Annotated in this window: 12 protein-coding genes; 4 read left to right on the top strand and 8 right to left on the bottom strand. The window is 60.4% G+C overall.

The features are described from left to right. Positions 1 to 6 precede the first annotated feature (6 nt). Together GA0061100_RS20940 and GA0061100_RS20935 are read right to left on the bottom strand one after the other, a co-directional pair. On the bottom strand, positions 7 to 1,254 hold the full coding sequence (locus tag GA0061100_RS20940) for an efflux RND transporter periplasmic adaptor subunit (protein ID WP_083961397.1): 1,248 nt from the start codon (positions 1,252 to 1,254) through the stop codon (positions 7 to 9). A 223-nt stretch (positions 1,255 to 1,477) separates the two neighbouring features. Beyond that, on the bottom strand, positions 1,478 to 1,753 hold the full coding sequence (locus tag GA0061100_RS20935; RefSeq protein WP_075854651.1) for a hypothetical protein: 276 nt from the start codon (positions 1,751 to 1,753) through the stop codon (positions 1,478 to 1,480). 264 nt (positions 1,754 to 2,017) lie between these two features. Here GA0061100_RS20935 and GA0061100_RS34725 point away from each other — a divergent pair, with 264 nt between their 5' ends. The 3 genes from GA0061100_RS34725 (at position 2,018) to GA0061100_RS20925 (ending at position 4,569) form a co-directional block, all read left to right on the top strand. Then, positions 2,018 to 2,170 carry a hypothetical protein gene (locus GA0061100_RS34725; RefSeq protein WP_159444802.1) on the top strand — a complete coding sequence of 51 codons (153 nt, stop codon included), beginning with the start codon at positions 2,018 to 2,020 and terminating at the stop codon, positions 2,168 to 2,170. Between the two features lie 178 nt (positions 2,171 to 2,348). Continuing rightward, positions 2,349 to 3,038: a carbonic anhydrase gene (locus GA0061100_RS20930; RefSeq protein ID WP_075854772.1), complete on the top strand. Its 690-nt coding sequence runs from the start codon at positions 2,349 to 2,351 to the stop codon at positions 3,036 to 3,038. Positions 3,039 to 3,042: 4 nt separating this feature from the next. Further along, positions 3,043 to 4,569 (top strand): SulP family inorganic anion transporter, encoded by a 1,527-nt coding sequence (locus GA0061100_RS20925; protein WP_075854650.1) that lies wholly within the window; start codon positions 3,043 to 3,045, stop codon positions 4,567 to 4,569. Between the two features lie 136 nt (positions 4,570 to 4,705). Here GA0061100_RS20925 and GA0061100_RS20920 read toward each other — a convergent pair whose 3' ends face one another. The 4 genes from GA0061100_RS20920 to GA0061100_RS20905 are packed head-to-tail and all read right to left on the bottom strand — an operon-like array spanning position 4,706 to position 9,244. Next, on the bottom strand, positions 4,706 to 5,155 hold the full coding sequence (locus GA0061100_RS20920; RefSeq protein WP_244557901.1) for a response regulator: 450 nt from the start codon (positions 5,153 to 5,155) through the stop codon (positions 4,706 to 4,708). After that, positions 5,146 to 7,491 (bottom strand): PAS domain S-box protein, encoded by a 2,346-nt coding sequence (locus GA0061100_RS20915; protein ID WP_075854648.1) that lies wholly within the window; start codon positions 7,489 to 7,491, stop codon positions 5,146 to 5,148. The genes GA0061100_RS20920 and GA0061100_RS20915 overlap by 10 nt, the downstream gene beginning before the upstream one ends. Further along, positions 7,488 to 8,141, bottom strand: coding sequence for a response regulator (locus GA0061100_RS20910; RefSeq protein WP_075854647.1), 654 nt, complete (start codon positions 8,139 to 8,141; stop codon positions 7,488 to 7,490). The genes GA0061100_RS20915 and GA0061100_RS20910 overlap by 4 nt, the downstream gene beginning before the upstream one ends. Then, positions 8,138 to 9,244, bottom strand: coding sequence for a sensor histidine kinase (locus GA0061100_RS20905; protein ID WP_159444801.1), 1,107 nt, complete (start codon positions 9,242 to 9,244; stop codon positions 8,138 to 8,140). The genes GA0061100_RS20910 and GA0061100_RS20905 overlap by 4 nt, the downstream gene beginning before the upstream one ends. A gap of 219 nt (positions 9,245 to 9,463) precedes the next feature. On the opposite strand from GA0061100_RS20905, the gene GA0061100_RS20900 reads away from it, so the two are divergent. Continuing rightward, a complete protein-coding gene (locus tag GA0061100_RS20900; protein WP_425298694.1) occupies positions 9,464 to 9,904 on the top strand; it encodes an SgcJ/EcaC family oxidoreductase in 441 nt (146 codons plus the stop codon). Positions 9,905 to 10,339: 435 nt separating this feature from the next. On the opposite strand, the gene atzF is transcribed toward GA0061100_RS20900, so the two are convergent. Beyond that, positions 10,340 to 12,151, bottom strand: coding sequence for an allophanate hydrolase (gene atzF, locus GA0061100_RS20895; protein ID WP_075854645.1), 1,812 nt, complete (start codon positions 12,149 to 12,151; stop codon positions 10,340 to 10,342). Then, on the bottom strand, positions 12,151 to 15,687 hold the full coding sequence (gene uca, locus GA0061100_RS20890; protein ID WP_075854644.1) for an urea carboxylase: 3,537 nt from the start codon (positions 15,685 to 15,687) through the stop codon (positions 12,151 to 12,153). The genes atzF and uca overlap by 1 nt, the downstream gene beginning before the upstream one ends.

Genomic DNA, 15,687 nt, shown 5'->3' with positions numbered 1-15,687 from the left:
TCGACCTTAGAACAGCGGGCTGGAATGCGTATCGCTGGCTCGCTTCGTTTTGCCGTCGTCATTGACGACTACGGCCTCACCCTCGCGAAGCCCGTCCTTGATTTCGACATTCACGCGGTTGCGTATGCCGACGTCGACGTGACGCGTTTCGATGCTGCCATTTTGGTTTGCCACGAATACCTGCGCCTCTCCGGGCTTGCCGGCAACTGGATGGAGCGCGGAGGCAGGGATCAGCAAGACGCCGGCCGCAGCAGCCTTTACAAAAAAGACCTGCGCACTCATCGACATCATCAGTTCGCCGTTGCGGTTGGGCACATCGAAAAGAGCATAGTAGAGCACGACGTTATTGTCCGTGCTGGGCATAGGCTGAATCTGGCGAAGCGTTCCGGGAAACCGTTTGCCGCTCTCGCCGATCAATGTGAAGTAGGCCTGCATTCCGAGCTTGAGCTTGCCGATGTCGGCTTCGGAGACTTGCGCTTTCACGACCATCGTCGACAGGTCTGCAACGGTGACAATGGTGGGCGTAGTCTGGTTCGCATTGAGGGTCTGCCCCTGTTTTGCGGGATTGGCGACGATGGTGCCCGAGATGGGCGCATAGATTTTCGTGTAGCCGAGATCGACCTTGTCGCTGTCAAGCGTTGCTTGCTGCTTACGAATTTGTGCCTCGATCGCGTCAACGTCGGCCTGTGCCGTGGCAAGATCCGCAACGGCCTGGTCCAGCGACGATTGCGCCATGCTTCTGGCCGCGACCAATGTGTGCTGCCGATCAATATTGGTTTGTTTCAGGGCGAGCTGTGCCTTCTTTGCGATGCGCTGGGCCTCGAGCATCGCGAGTTCGGCCTCGTCGATTTCGAGCTTGTGCTCTATGGGCGCCGGGTCGATTTCGGCAATGAGCTGGTTTTGTGCGACCATGTCGCCAATTTGGACGTAAAGCGTCTTCAACTGACCAGAGACCTGCGCCCCGACATCAACCGATTTGACCGCCTCCAATTTACCGACAGCGGTTACGCCGTTATCGATATCGCCGCGAATGACAGGTTGTGTCGCCTTCGCACTCGCGGCCGGCCCAGCGGAATATTGGTTCCAAAACCAATAGCCCGTGCCTGCGACAGCAAGCAGGGTGATCAACCACAACCAGCTACGGTTGCGTTTCCTGCTGGTCTTAACAGCGGGTATCGCATTCAGCGGGTAACGAGTCTCAGGCGAGAGGCCGCTTTGTTCGTCGCGGAGAGGGCTGTTTTTCGGAAGTGACATATCGCAGGAAACACTTGGAGAAAAGGATTGGCACAAGCCTTGCTCAAGGAATGGTCCGGATGTCCATCCTTGCCGTTCGTCCCCTCAGCTTAGCCGGAGTCGATCGGGCGACGGCCCGGATGCAACGAAATGGCGGACAAGGCATTTGCCGCATTCTGCTCTCCAGGGATCGGTCGCAGTCGTGAGAGAGCGCCCCGATCGGGCGCTCTTTCGAAGTCCTTGTTCAGTTGATCCAGCCCTGGCCCGAGAAGCCGCAGGCGAATTCTTCGATCAAGCTGCGCCAGTACCATGCATCGGAGCAGGAATCCACCAGCGCCACTTGTACCGGCTCAGCGGACATGCGGGCTGCGGAAAGCTGCAATACGCCTTTCTGCGAGGGTACGGCAACGCCGGTCAGGCTGTTGTCGGCCGCATGCGGAATGCTGGCGATTGCCATGGCGGGCAGAGACGCAGATGCGAGTGCACAGCCCAAAACGATCGTGATGATTTTCTTACGCAAAGGAGGATCCTCCGTGTTGATGAAACAGCCGCTGATAGCAGCTAGCTATTGAATGTCGATGGGATGTGGAGCGGGGGCTTGCAATCTGCACTGATGTGCACTCTTTGTGGACCAACTTGCACCAATCGATGATCGGATCCTTCCTTCTGGTCAGATGGCCCTCGCACGGGCGAGACTTCTTCTGGTCGAAGCGGACGATGTGATTTCCCTTTCGTATCCCGTGACCTCTTGCCGAGCACCGCCGAACGGCGGCACGGACATACCTTGTCGAGCGGATCAGCCAGCCTGTTCAAGGACCAATTGATCTCGATCTACCGAAACCTTTCGAGCCTGATGCCGCATGAGGTTCTCCATATCGTTCAATCGACGATGCAACTCGTAACCTTTCGCGTGGCGCGTGTTTCGAAGGTCAACTGAAAACATCTCACAAGCCACTCACAAGATTTTTATAAATTAGGTCAACCTAAATTTATGAGGGCTATTTTCTTCCCGTCGCCCATACCTATCTCGCACTTGCGAAATGATCGCGCATTCCAACCCGCCGGGCATGGGTACGCCCCCTGCCTGCCGTCCGGCCCATCACAAGGACTCGACAATGGGTGATTTGCTCAAGGGTATCTCCAGCTTTCGCGGTGCCGTCTTTCCTAACCATCAGGCACTTTATCGTAAGCTGGCGGAGGAGGGGCAGCAGCCGCAAGCGCTGATGATTTCCTGCGCCGACAGCCGGGTCATGCCCGAAACGATCACGCAATCTGGTCCCGGCGAACTCTTCGTCTGCCGCAATGCCGGAAATATCGTTCCCCCGTTTTCCACGGCGAACGGCGGCGTATCGTCGGCCATCGAATATGCCGTCGTCGCGCTCGGTGTTCGGGATGTCATCGTCTGCGGGCATTCCGATTGCGGTGCGATGAAGGGACTTTGCCATCCAGATCTTTTGAAACCGATGCCGAATGTCGCCGCCTGGCTGAAACATAGCCATGCCGCCCATTCGATTGTTTGCGAGGCCTACCCCTCAGACCTATCCGAGCGTCAAAGAATACGCGCCATCGCGATGGAAAACGTCGTCGTCCAGCTCGATCACCTGCGCACGCATCCTTCCGTGGCGGCCAAGCTGGCGACCAACGACATTACTCTGCATGGCTGGTTCTTCGATATTCAGACGGGGGAGGTGCTCGTCTATGACGGTGCCGCGGCTCGTTTCACGGAAATCCATGAAGACAGGCCCTTGCCTGTCGGGGTCACCGGTCGTGGTCGTCCGCATGTGATCCCGCAAGCTGGGGAGTAGGCCGATGATTTCCAGCTCCGTTCTTTCGCGCGACTTCGCGTCGTCGCTCGTCGTGTTTCTGGTCGCCATACCGCTTTGCCTGGGGATTGCGGTGGCGTCGGGAGTTCCCGTGGCCATGGGCCTTATCTCCGGTATTGTCGGCGGCATCGTCGTTGGCCTTCTGGCCGGTTCTCCGCTTCAGGTCTCGGGTCCGGCGGCGGGCCTTGCCGTGATTGTATTCGGCTTCGTCGAGCAATATGGGATCGCGATGCTTGGGCCGGTCCTGATTGTCGCAGGATTTCTGCAGGTCCTTGCGGGGTTCTTGCGGATTGGCTCGTGGTTCCGGGCAATATCCCCTGCGGTCGTTCATGGCATGCTTGCAGGCATTGGCATCCTCATCATCCTTGGCCAGATCCATGTGCTGATGGGGGCAAGACCGGCCGCCGGCGGTATAGAGAACGTCACAGCCATGGAACAGACCTTTGCCCGTGTATGGGGTGCTGGGCTGACGCGGGAATCGGTTGCCCTTCTCGTGGGGTTGATTTCGCTGCTTGCCATGATTGCCTGGGAGAAGTTCAGGCCGAAGTCTCTGTTGCTGGTGCCTGGTGCTCTGGTGGGGGTCGCAGCCGGTACGATCTTGACAGTTGCGATGCAGCTGCCGATCGCAAGAGTGGAGGTGCCGTCGTCTCTCGTCGAAAGCATTTCGCTGCCGACGCTTGCAAACTTCTCCAGGATGGTCGAACCCGGCATCATTATGACGATACTGGTCATCGCGGTGATCGCCAGTGCGGAAACGCTGCTGTCGTCCGCCGCTGTTGATCGCATGCACGATGGCGTGCGGACCCGCTTCAACAAGGAACTGTTTGCCCAAGGCATCGGCAACGGGCTTTGCGGCCTGCTGGGTGCTCTACCGATCACGGGTGTCATCGTCAGATCGTCCGCCAATATTCAGGCCGGCGCACGCACCCGGGTGTCAGCCGTTCTACATGGTGTTTGGATCCTTGGGCTGGTGGCATTCTTACCGCAGTTGCTCGCAATGGTGCCGCTAACGGCGCTTGCCGCAGTGCTGCTCGTGACTGGATGGCGGCTGATCAGTCTCCATCACGTCCGGCACCTCTTCGACCATCACGGCTGGGTGCCCGTCGGAATCTGGACCGCGACGGTGGCGATGGTGGTGCTTCAGGATCTGCTTGTCGGCGTGGCGCTCGGCCTTGCGCTGTCCATACTGGAAATCCTTCCATATCTGCGTCGCAAACTTGCCATCGACAGGTTGGAAGATGGGGAAACCATCCATCTCGATCTCGTCGGCGTGGCGACATGCAAGGACGTTCCCACCCTGCTCAACATGCTGGAAACGCTTCCCGAGGGCCGTAAGATCAGGATCGCAGGCGCTCGCCTGCACTATCTGGATCATACGAGTGCCGAAACCCTGCGCGAATGGCTGAAACGACAGAAGAAATCAGGGCGCCGCGTGGAAATTGAGCATCCGCCAGCGGGACGTCATCGACGGCTGAGGCCGATCTTTGAACGTCTGTCGGAGGAAGTCGCCTGATTGGCGGATAACGTGTCAGGTATCTTGCGACGATGCCCTTGCCTCGCTCGTCGGGGCAAGGCGAGCAGAAGGAAGCGGAGAGTGAAGTCTCACGTTCGTTTCCATTGCTGTGGCCGTACGAGATGCCGCACTGCGATCATGCCTTGTTGGCATTCAATCTCTGTAGTTCCAGAAATAGAAAGCGCGTCTCAAGCAGATTGACGATACGCAAGACTGTTTCGACGGCGTCGAGCGGCTTTACGAGGAAGTCCTTGGCGCCCAACGAGAGCGCCCGCCTGCGGGTCTCGGTCGAAACATCCGCCGTAAGCACGATGACCGGTATGAAGGTTTGCGGGCCGGCGATGCGAGAGAAGGCTTCCAATAATTGGAAGCCGTCGACATGCGGCATCATGAGGTCCAGGAGAACGATGTCGGGCTGCAGGCTTCGAAACAGATCCCGTGCGTGGCGAGGATCGGATATGGAGCTGATCTTGCCAAAGCCTTCGCGCTGCAAGAGGCGTGTCAGCAGGGCGATGTTGGCCGGTTCGTCATCGATGATCAGTATCTTCGCCTCAGTGGGGATGTCGATCGTCGTGCTCATTTGCATGCAAGGTCTTCCATTGTCCGTATGAGAAGGTGCAGGTCTAGGGGCTTGGTCAGATAGCCTGCAGCCCGAGCTGCCATGGCCTTCTGGCGGCTCGTATCCGTGGCATCCGCGCTGATGATGATAACGGGGATTGCCTGCGTCCGTTGATCATTTTGCAATCGCTTAAGAACATCAAGGCCGCTGATGTCAGGAAGGTCGAGATCGAGAAGTATCAGATCGGGCCGATGCTGGACGGCAAGAGCAATGCCCAATTCTCCGAGCATCGCCGGTATGACGCTGCATCCGAAGCTCCGCGCCATGACATTCTCGATCAGGTCAAGGCTTTGAGAGTTATCCTCAATGCACAGGACCCTGGCAATTCCAACCCCTTTTGCATCCGTTGCCGTCATCTGCATCGGTTGGGTGTGCGCCATGTACTCATTACTCCCACCAGCAGGCAGATGGAGGGAAAAGATACTCCCCTGACCCGAGGTCCGTAACAGCTCCAGCTCGCCACCCATTGCCGCCATCAGATGTTTGGACAAGGCGAGCCCCAATCCTGTGCCACTTGTTGCATTGCGATCTTTGCCGAGACGTTCGAAGGGCTGGAACAGACGCTTCATTTCGTCGGGAGAAATACCGCTTCCGGTATCACCGATATCGACCGCAAGCCGGCCGGACCGATCCCTTCGTGCAGCAACGATGACCTTGCCGCCAGCGTGATTGAACTTGATGGCGTTGGATAGAAGATTGAGGAGCACTTGCAGCAGCCGTCTCCGATCTGCATGCGTGTACGTCCCCACAAGCTGCGCATCGTCGAGATGCAGGCTGATGCTGCGTTCCTCCGCCAGCGGGCGGGCTAGCGCCAATGCTTCCTGCAAGGCTTCGGCCGCATCGATCGGCTCCAATACCAGATCCATCCGCCCGGCTTCGATCCTGGCGATATCGAGAACTTCATCGATCAGGCTCAACAGGTGCCGGCCGGCAGTCAGGATCTGCTTGACGGACGATTGGGTATCGGGATCGTGAAGGTCCATCTCGAGGATCTGGCCAAAACCCAGGATCGAGTTAAGAGGCGTGCGCAGCTCATGGCTCATGCGCGACAGAAATTCGCTTTTGGCCTGGCTTGCGCGCTCGGCCTCCCGCCGTGCCGAAAGCAGCGCTTCCTCCGCATTCTTTCGATCCGTCATGTCGCGGGTGATCTTGGAAAAGCCGCGCGACTTGCCTTGCTCGTCCCGAAGGGCGGTCACGACCACATTGGCCCAGAAGCGTGAGCCATCCTTGCGAATGCGCCAGCCTTCGTCCTCGACCCTGCCGTGGTCCTTGGCTTGCGAGAGCTCTTGCTGAGGATGGGTCCTGCGCGTTTCCTCGGGATAGAAGACCGAGAAATGCGTACCGATGACCTCGTCCGCCTCATAGCCGGTGATGCGTTCCGCTCCGCTGTTCCAGCTAACGACACGGCCAGCGTCATCAAGGCCGAAAATACCGTAATCATGCACGCCGTCGACGAGGAGGCGGAAACGTTCCTCGCTTTCACGCAATTGACCTTCACGAGCCTTGAGCAGGCGCGCCGAATCTTCGAGTGCGGCCGCGAGCTCGCCGAGCTCATCGCGTGCCGTCGGGATGCGCTCAAGTTCCTGGCCGCCTGCAAGTTTGTGGGCGGCCTCTTTGAGCACCCCGACGCGTCGAACGATGCCGTTGGACATCAGCATGATGGCCGTAATGCCGCCTAGAAGTCCGAAGAGGGCGCCGAACAAGGTAATCCACTGCGAGCGGTCCCGGATGGCGTCGGCCTCGCCCGTGCGCACCGCCAGAAGCACGTCTTCCCGCTCGCGCATCTCGTCGATCTTCGTTCGAAGCGTATCGAGCAGCACCTTGTTTTCTACAAGGGTTTTGCGAATGTCCTCCGTTGATGGCTGTCCAGCCTTGCCGGCTGTGTCACGGAGCGCGCTGAGACCCTTCAGCTTTTGAGTCACCAGCGGCTCCATCGCATCGAGCCGGGCAAGCTGCTCGCCATCCCTGATCCTCGGCCGCATGGATGCAAAGACGCCGGGAAGCTCCGAGCGCGCCTTGTCGAACGGCGCAAGAAATGTCTCGTTGCCGGTGAGCAGATAGCCGCGCACGCCGGAAGCCGCCTCGGCCAGAAGGGCGTGCAGCTCGAGAATATCGGATTGGATAGCGAGGGTAACCCGGACGTAATTTTCCGCTTTGCGGCTTTCGCGGTCCGCGAAAAAGACCGAAGTCAGTGCGATGAGAAAGCAGATCAACGGCACGGCAATGACGATCAAGCCCTTGAAGGCGAGGGGTTGATCGAGAAAGCGCCTCGAAAGCGAGGTAAAGAGACGCCGGTGGATCATAGGCGCTCCCGATCGACCAGCCCGGCTCTCACGGCAACGACGGCTGCTTGCGTTCGATCGGTGACGCGAAGCTTATAGAGAATGCGCTCGACATGTACTTTGACCGTGCCCGGCGAAATCGCCAACGCCTTGGCAATTTCCTTGTTGGTTTCACCGGTCGTCAGACGCTCAAGGATCTCCCGCTCGCGCACGGTCAATTTCTCGATCGCACCTTCGTCCGTCGCCCCAGGTGAAACGCGGCGCAACAGGCGGCGCATCAGCTCGATATTGAAAAAGGACTGCCCGGCGGCGACATTGCGGATCATCTGCAGCAGTTCGTCGCGCCTGATATCTTTGAGCGCATAGCCGCTTGCTCCGGCTTTGATGGCGGCTTCCAGATAGTCGACGCTGTCATGCATGGTCAGCATGATGATGCGGGTGTCGGGCGATTTGACGCGTATCTCGGCAGCCGCCTCCAGCCCATCCATGCCGGCCATGCGTATATCGAGCAGGGCGATATCCGGCCGGATGACGTCGCAAAGCGAGACGGCCGTTTGGCCATCGGCGGCTTCGGCGATGACCTCAAGATCATCAGCCGTTGTCAGGATGGCCTTAAGGCCGGAGCGGGCAAGATCGTGATCGTCTGCGATCAATATTCGATGGCGCTTCAAGAGAGCTCTTTCATGGGGTTGGGAATGGGGGCTTGCGCGACGACGACAGTCCCCGTGCCAGGCGTTGAATGGATAGTCAGTGAGCCGCCGATCAACGCCATTCGTTCGCGCATGGCGGACAGGCCAACACCCCCTCCTTCCTGATCGTTGAAGGCGGGAGCAACGGCAATACCACGACCATTGTCGGTTACGGTGAGGCAAACAGACTGCGGACTTTCCAACGCGATCCGCAAATCGATCCTGCTGCATCCGGAGTGTTTGGTGGCATTGGCCAGTGCCTCCTGAGCGACCCTGTAAAACGTAACCTCCAGCGGACCGGGCAATCGCCGGCCGTTCAGGTCCGACCGAAACTGAACATCCATATTGGCAATGCTGTCGAGCCGTGCCCGCAGCGCCGCCTCGAGCCCGAGATCGTCGAGCTCGGCGGGGCGAAGTGCTGCAATCGCACCTCTCACATCCAGAATGGACGATCGAGCGATTTCGATGCCGCTTTCGATCGCCCGTCTTGCCGTGTCCGCATCATCCATTGCAACGCCGGCTGCTTCCAGGTGAAAAAGCAGGCTGACAAGCGACTGGGCGACGCCATCGTGCAGGTCATAGGCGATCCGGCGGCGTTCCTGTTCCTGTGCGCCGATCATGGCCTCCACCAGGCGGGCCAGTTCACGCTCCCGTGCCTGAAGATTAATCGTCAGTTGCTCGCGGACGGCGTGCTGACGCTCGGCCGCCAAGGAACCGGCAAGCTGATCCGTGACGATCTGGATCGTCTTGCGATCGTCCTCGTGAATGGGAAAAGCGGACCGCGACAAGGCCAGTTCCAACTGTTCTATGCCCATCCATGCCGCGCCGATGAATCGCATCTCGACGGTATCGGCAGTTGGTGGGCTTGACCCTGCACCGTATTGCCAATTTTCCCCGGTCTGCGAATGGATCGAAGCCCTGTTCGCACCGGCAAAGCCCGCAATCGCGGAGAGGATCTCGTGCACGATCGTCTGCCATGGCGAACGGTCGAGCATGGAGCGGACGTCGACGATGAGCCTCAGGCGGGCAGCTTTGGCTTCGGCATCTCTGTAAAGCCGCCGCAATTCGCGAATGGGGGATGCCATTGCACCCTCGTTTGCCTCTTCCATCTGCTTGCCGATCCTTCGAACGTCCTGATAGCCCTAGATAGTATGCCTATCCGTCACAGTGCATAGGCCATTCGGCATATTCGATTGGCGCCATCCAGCAGACGCGACACGGGAGGCGGCAGACCATCTCTTGGAAGCCGGCGCAAGTGCTGCCGGAAGACAAGACCCAAGATGGAGACTGAAATGATAAGACACATGCTTGCCGCTTCCGTGATCGCTCTGATGGCGACCCCGGTTCTCGCAAGCGAATGCGCGCCGATCACCAAGCCCCAGGTGGAGCAGCTGTTCGACCGCTGGAATGCTTCGCTCGCAACGCTCAACCCCGACAAGGTGATCGAGAACTATGCCCCGGACGCGGTGTTGCTGCCAACCGTTTCGAACAAGCCGCGCCTGACTCAGGAGGAGCGAAGGGACTACTTCGTCGAATTCCTGAAAAAGCATCCGCAGGGCGAGATCGATAGCCGCACGATCAAGATCGGCTGCAACAAGGCGACCGACACCGGAACCTACACCTTCACCTTGAAGGACGGCTCCAAGGTGCCCGCACGTTACACCTTCACCTACGAGTTCAAGGACGGCAAGTGGCTGATCTCGACGCACCATTCGTCTGCCATGCCGGAAAAGCACGCAAGCTGATTAGCCACGAGGGAAGCGCCGGATTGTCCGGCGCTTCCTGTGCAGGCATAAGTTGTTAATCTCGCAAGCACGTTAAAGTCGTTGCCTGTTCCCGGTGACCGCTACATCTGTCCGAGTTCGTGGCTAACGGCGTTCCGTGAAATCCAAAATTCAATTGCAGATGCATTGGCAGCGGGAAGCCGGAATTGAATTGATTTGCCCCCGGACGAGGGAATCTGGTTCGAGATTGCGGAATATCAATTGTTACAGAGGTTTACGCAGTTTCGAGAATGGGGGCGATGGTTCGGCACCTTTCAAGAGCTTCCGGTTCGGGGTACTCTTCCTCGACAATTGCGTCTTGTGGAATAACCTATGCCGATGGCACCGGTTCTGGCGATCAGACCTTGGCGAACGAGGTTCATTGCCTTGGACAGAAGTCGCATATCGTGTTTCCTCTTAGATAGCCGAGCTGTGGGAAAGAACGAAATGGCGCCAGCCACCGAATTCGGTGATGTCTCGTGCGCCTACGACCGCATGGGCCTCGCATAAGAATCCGGTGATGCAATCGCCATCATCGAGCATGATCTTGCCAACGCCCAGCGGTGCCGGAATTTTTTGGACGAAACGTGCAAACGCCTCGGCTGGCAAAGCCCAAACCTCGACTTCCACGCCGGCGCCGGAAAAATGTGGTTCTCGGACCAGCCCAGGCTTGGGCGGCACGGTGTCTGGGAGTGCGAACAGGCGATAGCTGTTGTCAGTTCGGCAGGTCTTTAGTTTATATCCTCCAACACGGGTTAGTTCATGATTGAGCGGCATATCGGTCAGATGTGCGCCGACGACGACGATTGGGAGCATATCGTCCGGGACGGGCTCGACGCGGCTTGCCTCGGGCAGGGTGGCGGTACGGTCCTTGCCCATTCCGTCGCCGAGTGTCCGATGCATGGCATCGGCAAAGGGTGCGAGCGCATCATCGGTGAAGGCAGGTCCGACGAACATCACACCGGCGGGCAGATGCCCCTTGGCATCGAAGCCCGCGGGAACGGCGATTGCCGCGCAATCAAGCAGATTGGCGAAATTGGTATAGCGGCCGAAATGGCTGTTCCTGACGATCGGATCGGCCTGCATCTCCTCGACCGTATAGGTCGTGGGCGATGTCGGCAGCATCAGGAAGTCGACCTTCTGCCATTCCGCTTTCGTCTTTTGCCGCAATGCCTCCAGCCGGTACTTGCCTTCGAAGGCGGCGACCGCGTCATAGCCTCTTGCCCCTTCGATGATGGTTCTGACCGTCGGATCGAAATCGCCGGCGTTGGTGGCGAGGAAATCCTTGACCGCCGCCAGGCGCTCGGCGACCCAGGGGCCGCTGTAGAGAAGTTCGGCTGCTTGTCGGAAAGGGGCGTAGTCGAAGGGCACGATCTCCGCGCCGAGCGATCTCGCCCTGTCGATAGCCGCATCGTAGAGGGCCTCGACTTGGCCGTTGCCGTAGAACTCGCGCTCAGTGCTTTCGAGCACGCCGACGCGCGGACGCGCCGACGGGAGGGCCGCCGGTGTTGCTTCCCGCGAGAAGGGATCGCGCCCGTCATAGCCTTCCATGATCCGGCGAATGGCGATGCCATCACCGACGGTCGCGGCGAAAACCGTGACGACGTCGACGCTGCGGCAGGCCGGCACCACGCCGACATTGGGAACGAGCCCCGGTGTCGGCTTGATGCCGACGAGATTGTTGAAGGCAGCCGGTACCCGGCCGGAGCCCGCCGTATCGGTCCCGAGCGAGAAACTGGCAAGACCAGCGGCCACGGCGACCGCCGAGCCGGAACTGGAGCCGCCGGAGACATAGGCGCGGTCGAAAACCGAGCGAGGCGCGCCATGGGGCGAACGCGTGCCGTTGAGGCCGGTTGCGAACTGGTCGAGATTGGTCTTGCCGATGACGATGGCGCCGGCTGCCCTGAGGCGCGCGATCACCGTCGCATCCACCTCGGGATGATAGGCAAAGGCCGGGCAGGCCGCTGTCGTCGGCAGGCCGGCAACGTCGATATTGTCCTTGACCGCAAAGGGTATGCCCCAGAGGGGCAGGCTGTTGGGTTCGGGTGCCTTCGCCAGCAAGTCCCGGGCTGCCTGTCGCAGGGCCTCTGGAGATGTCAGGGTGATGAATACAGCCGGATCGTCGGATGCCTTGCATCGTTCGATAATCTCCTCCATCAGGTCGAGCGGCGAGAGACCTGCTTTATAGGCGTTTCGCACCGAGGCGAGATCGAGAATGGTGGGCAGCATCAGATTTCCTCCAGAATGACGAGCACGTCGCCGGCCTTGACGTTGCGCCCCGGTGCGGCGCGCAGATCGCGGACGCGGCCCGCGGCATGGGCAGTGACGTTGATTTCCATTTTCATCGACTCGATGATGGCCAAAGTATCGCCGGCTGCAACCGGCTGGCCTTCCTCGACGAGTATTTTCCAGACATTGCCGGGGACCGCGCTTTCGATGCCGAAGCAGCCTTCCGGCACATCTCCGGCAAGAGCGGGACCTGATCCCTCGTCAACCGAGAAGCTGTCGAGCCCCAGCTCCTTCCAGCGCCGTCGTTCTTCCTCGAAGGCGCTTTGCTGCCTCGACTTGAAGGTATGGATCGCCGCCGCCTCGCGTGTGAGGCTGGCCTCGTAGGCGGCATAGGAGAATTCCGTCTCCTCGATCCTGATCGGATAGCCACCATGCGGGAAGGCCGCACGCGCTTCATTCAGCTCCTCGTGGCTGACGGGGAAGAAGCGGATCTGGTCGAAGAAGTTGAGAAGCCACGGCTTATTCCTGGCGAAGGCCGGCGTCTGCCGCCAGCTGTTCCACACCTGGATCGTCCGGCCAAAAAGCTGGTAGCCGCCGGGTCCTTCCATGCCGTAGATGCACATATAGGCGCCGCCGATGCCGACGGCGTTTTCCGGTGTCCAGGTGCGTGCAGGATTGTATTTCGTCGTCACCAGCCGGTGCCGCGGATCGATCGGCGTTGCAACGGGTGCACCGAGATAGACATCGCCAAGGCCGAGCACCAGATAGCTGGCGTCAAAGACGATGTCGCGTACCGCCTGCTCGTCGGGTAGGCCGTTGATGCGGCGGATGAACTCGATGTTGGAAGGGCACCATGGCGCATTCGGGCGCACGAGCTCCTGATATTTGCGCATGGCAAGCTCGGCCTGCGGATCGTTCCAGGAGAGCGGCAGATGCACGATCCGGCTTGGGACCTTCACCTGATCCGCCGTCGGCAGGTCCGCCTCGATCTCGCTCAGGAGGCCAAGGAGGCGTTTGCGCGTCAGTGTCGTCCCGTCATAGTGGATTTGCAGCGAGCGGATGCCTGGCGTCAAATCTATGATGCCGGGCAGGCGTGCGTCGACGATCGCCTGCATCAGCAGATGCACGCGCAGACGAAGCGCGATGTCGAGCGCCATCGGCCCGTATTCGATGAGCAGGTTGTCATCGCCCTGCCGGCGATAGACGACAGGCACCGGTCCGTCCCGGCTCTCGCCGACGATCGCCGTTCCGGTCTCTTCGGGCGCGCGGCGAACCGTCGGGCCGGCGATGGCGTCCTCGCGGCGTGCCACCGGGTGAAAGCGGATTTTGTCGCCCGGCTTGAACTGGCCCATCTTCCATTGTTCGTCGCGCGCAATGACGGCTGGGCAGACGAAACCGCCGAGGCTCGGTCCGTCGGGACCCAGAATGATCGGCATGTCGCCCGTGAAATCGATCGCGCCGATCGCATAGGCATTGTCGTGAAGGTTGGAGGGGTGAAGGCCGGCCTCGCCGCCGTCGCTGCGTGCCCATTTGGGTGTAGGCCCGATCAGGCGCACACCGGTGCGGGCGCTGTTGAAATGCACCTCATAATCCGTCGAAAACAGGGTCTCGATATCGTCGTCCAGAAAGAAGTCCGGCGCGCCATGCGGCCCGTAGACGACGCCGACCTCCCAGCTCCGGGTGAGGGCTGCGGGCATCGCCGCTGGTTTGATATGAAGTTGGGGGGTGCGCGCCAGCCGCAGCACATGCCCGGTCTGGAGCGTGCCGGTGGCGTGGCCTCCGAACTGGCCGAGGCCGAAGGTTGCCCTCGAGCCGAGCATGAGCGGCGCGGCAAAGCCGCCCGCTACCGCGAGATAGGAGCGTTGGCCCGGGCCGTCTATGGCGCCAATGGCAAGCGTCTGCCCTGCCTTGGCGATGACGGCCTCATCATGAGGTAATGGAACGCCATCGAGGGTCATCGGCATGCGAGCGCCCGCAAGCGCGATCGTCACATCGGAGAAGATCTTGAGCACCGGCCCCGAGACGGTCAGCTCCAGGGCCGCGGTCTCGTCGGCGTTGCCGACCAGTCTGTTTGCGTGGCGGAACGAGCGCTCGTCCATCGGGCCGCTCGGCGGCACGCCGACATGCCAGAGCCCCAGCCTGCCGGGGAGTTCCTGGATGCTCGACTGCGCGCCGGGCGCCACCACCTCGATCACATCGGGCACGAAGGGAAAATCCTTGAGCGCCGTCGTCGCCACTTTGCCGCTGGCGAGCAGATCCGATCCGGCGATCGCCTTCAGATAGTCGAGATTGGTTTCGATGCCGCAGATGGAGCTTTGCGAAAGTGCGGTTTTGAGTTTCTCGATCGCCGCCGGCCGGTCCTCGGCAGCGACGATCACCTTGGCGAGCATCGGGTCGTAGAAGGGCGTGACTTCCGTGCCCGTCTCGATCCAGCCGTCGACGCGCGTGTCTTGCGGGAAGGTCACTTCGGTCAAAAGGCCGGCGCTCGGCCGGAAGCCCGCATGCGGCATTTCGGCATAGATGCGCGCCTCGATCGCCGCACCCTTCGGAACAAGCCGGTCATTGCCTGATATCACCTCTTCGCCGGCGGCCTGGCGGATCATCCATTCGACGAGATCGATGCCGTAGACGGCCTCGGTGACCGGATGCTCGACCTGAAGCCTCGTATTGACCTCGAGAAAGTAGAATTCCTCGCGTGCCGGATCATAGATGAATTCGACCGTGCCGGCCGAGCGATAGTGCGCGGAGGTGCCGAGCGCGACCGCCGCACCATGCAGGCGTTCGCGCACGGAGGGCGAGAGGCCTGGCGCGGGTGTTTCCTCGATCACTTTCTGGTTCCGGCGCTGCAGCGAGCAGTCGCGCTCGCCAAGCGCGATCACGCGGCCCTTGCCGTCGCCGAAGATCTGCACCTCGACGTGCCGGGCATTGGAAACGAAGCGTTCCAGATAGACACGGGCGTCGCCGAAGCTCGCCCTGGCGGTGCGCTGCACGCTGTCGAAGGCAGCCTTCAGGCTGCCGGCATCGTCGCAGAGCTGCATGCCGATACCGCCGCCGCCGGCCGTCGATTTCAGCATGACCGGATAGCCGATCTCCGCAGCGGCCGCGAGGGCCGCCTCGCTGGTTTCGACGAGGCCGCTGCCGGGAAGCAGCGGAACCCCGCTGCTACGCGCCAGTTCTCGCGCCGTGTGCTTCAGCCCGAAGGCGGCGATATTGTCGGGCGTCGGCCCGATGAAGGCGATGCCTTCCCCTGCCAGTCGTTCGGCAAAACCGATGTTTTCCGAAAGGAAGCCGTAGCCGGGATGTACGGCCTCGGCGCCCGTTGCCTTGCAGGCGGCAATGACGGCATCGATATCGAGGTAGCTTTCGAGAGCCGGCGCCGGGCCGAGCCTGACGGCTTCGTCGGCGATCAGGGAGGCCTTGGAGAAGCGGTCCGCATCGGAGTAAACCGCGACCGAGGCAATGCCCATGCGTCGCAGGGTCCCGATGATCCGCACCGCGATCTCGCCGCGATTGGCGATCAATATTTTCTTGAACAT

This window comes from Martinezella hainanensis (assembly GCF_900094555.1).
Lineage (GTDB): Bacteria > Pseudomonadota > Alphaproteobacteria > Rhizobiales > Rhizobiaceae > Rhizobium > Rhizobium hainanense.
This window is presented reverse-complemented; position numbering and strand designations above follow the sequence as displayed.

Bases quoted from the DNA above. Each gene is read 5' to 3' on its own strand.
- atzF (WP_075854645.1), bottom strand. From the start codon at position 12,151: ATGCTGCCCACCATTCTCGATCTCGCCTCGGTGCGAAACGCCTATAAA.
- GA0061100_RS20930 (WP_075854772.1), top strand. From the start codon at position 2,349: ATGGGTGATTTGCTCAAGGGTATCTCCAGCTTTCGCGGTGCCGTCTTT.
- GA0061100_RS20905 (WP_159444801.1), bottom strand. From the start codon at position 9,244: ATGGCATCCCCCATTCGCGAATTGCGGCGGCTTTACAGAGATGCCGAA.
- GA0061100_RS20900 (WP_425298694.1), top strand. From the start codon at position 9,464: ATGCTTGCCGCTTCCGTGATCGCTCTGATGGCGACCCCGGTTCTCGCA.
- uca (WP_075854644.1), bottom strand. From the start codon at position 15,687: ATGTTCAAGAAAATATTGATCGCCAATCGCGGCGAGATCGCGGTGCGG.
- GA0061100_RS20925 (WP_075854650.1), top strand. From the start codon at position 3,043: ATGATTTCCAGCTCCGTTCTTTCGCGCGACTTCGCGTCGTCGCTCGTC.
- GA0061100_RS20940 (WP_083961397.1), bottom strand. From the start codon at position 1,254: ATGTCACTTCCGAAAAACAGCCCTCTCCGCGACGAACAAAGCGGCCTC.
- GA0061100_RS20920 (WP_244557901.1), bottom strand. From the start codon at position 5,155: ATGCAAATGAGCACGACGATCGACATCCCCACTGAGGCGAAGATACTG.
- GA0061100_RS20915 (WP_075854648.1), bottom strand. From the start codon at position 7,491: ATGATCCACCGGCGTCTCTTTACCTCGCTTTCGAGGCGCTTTCTCGAT.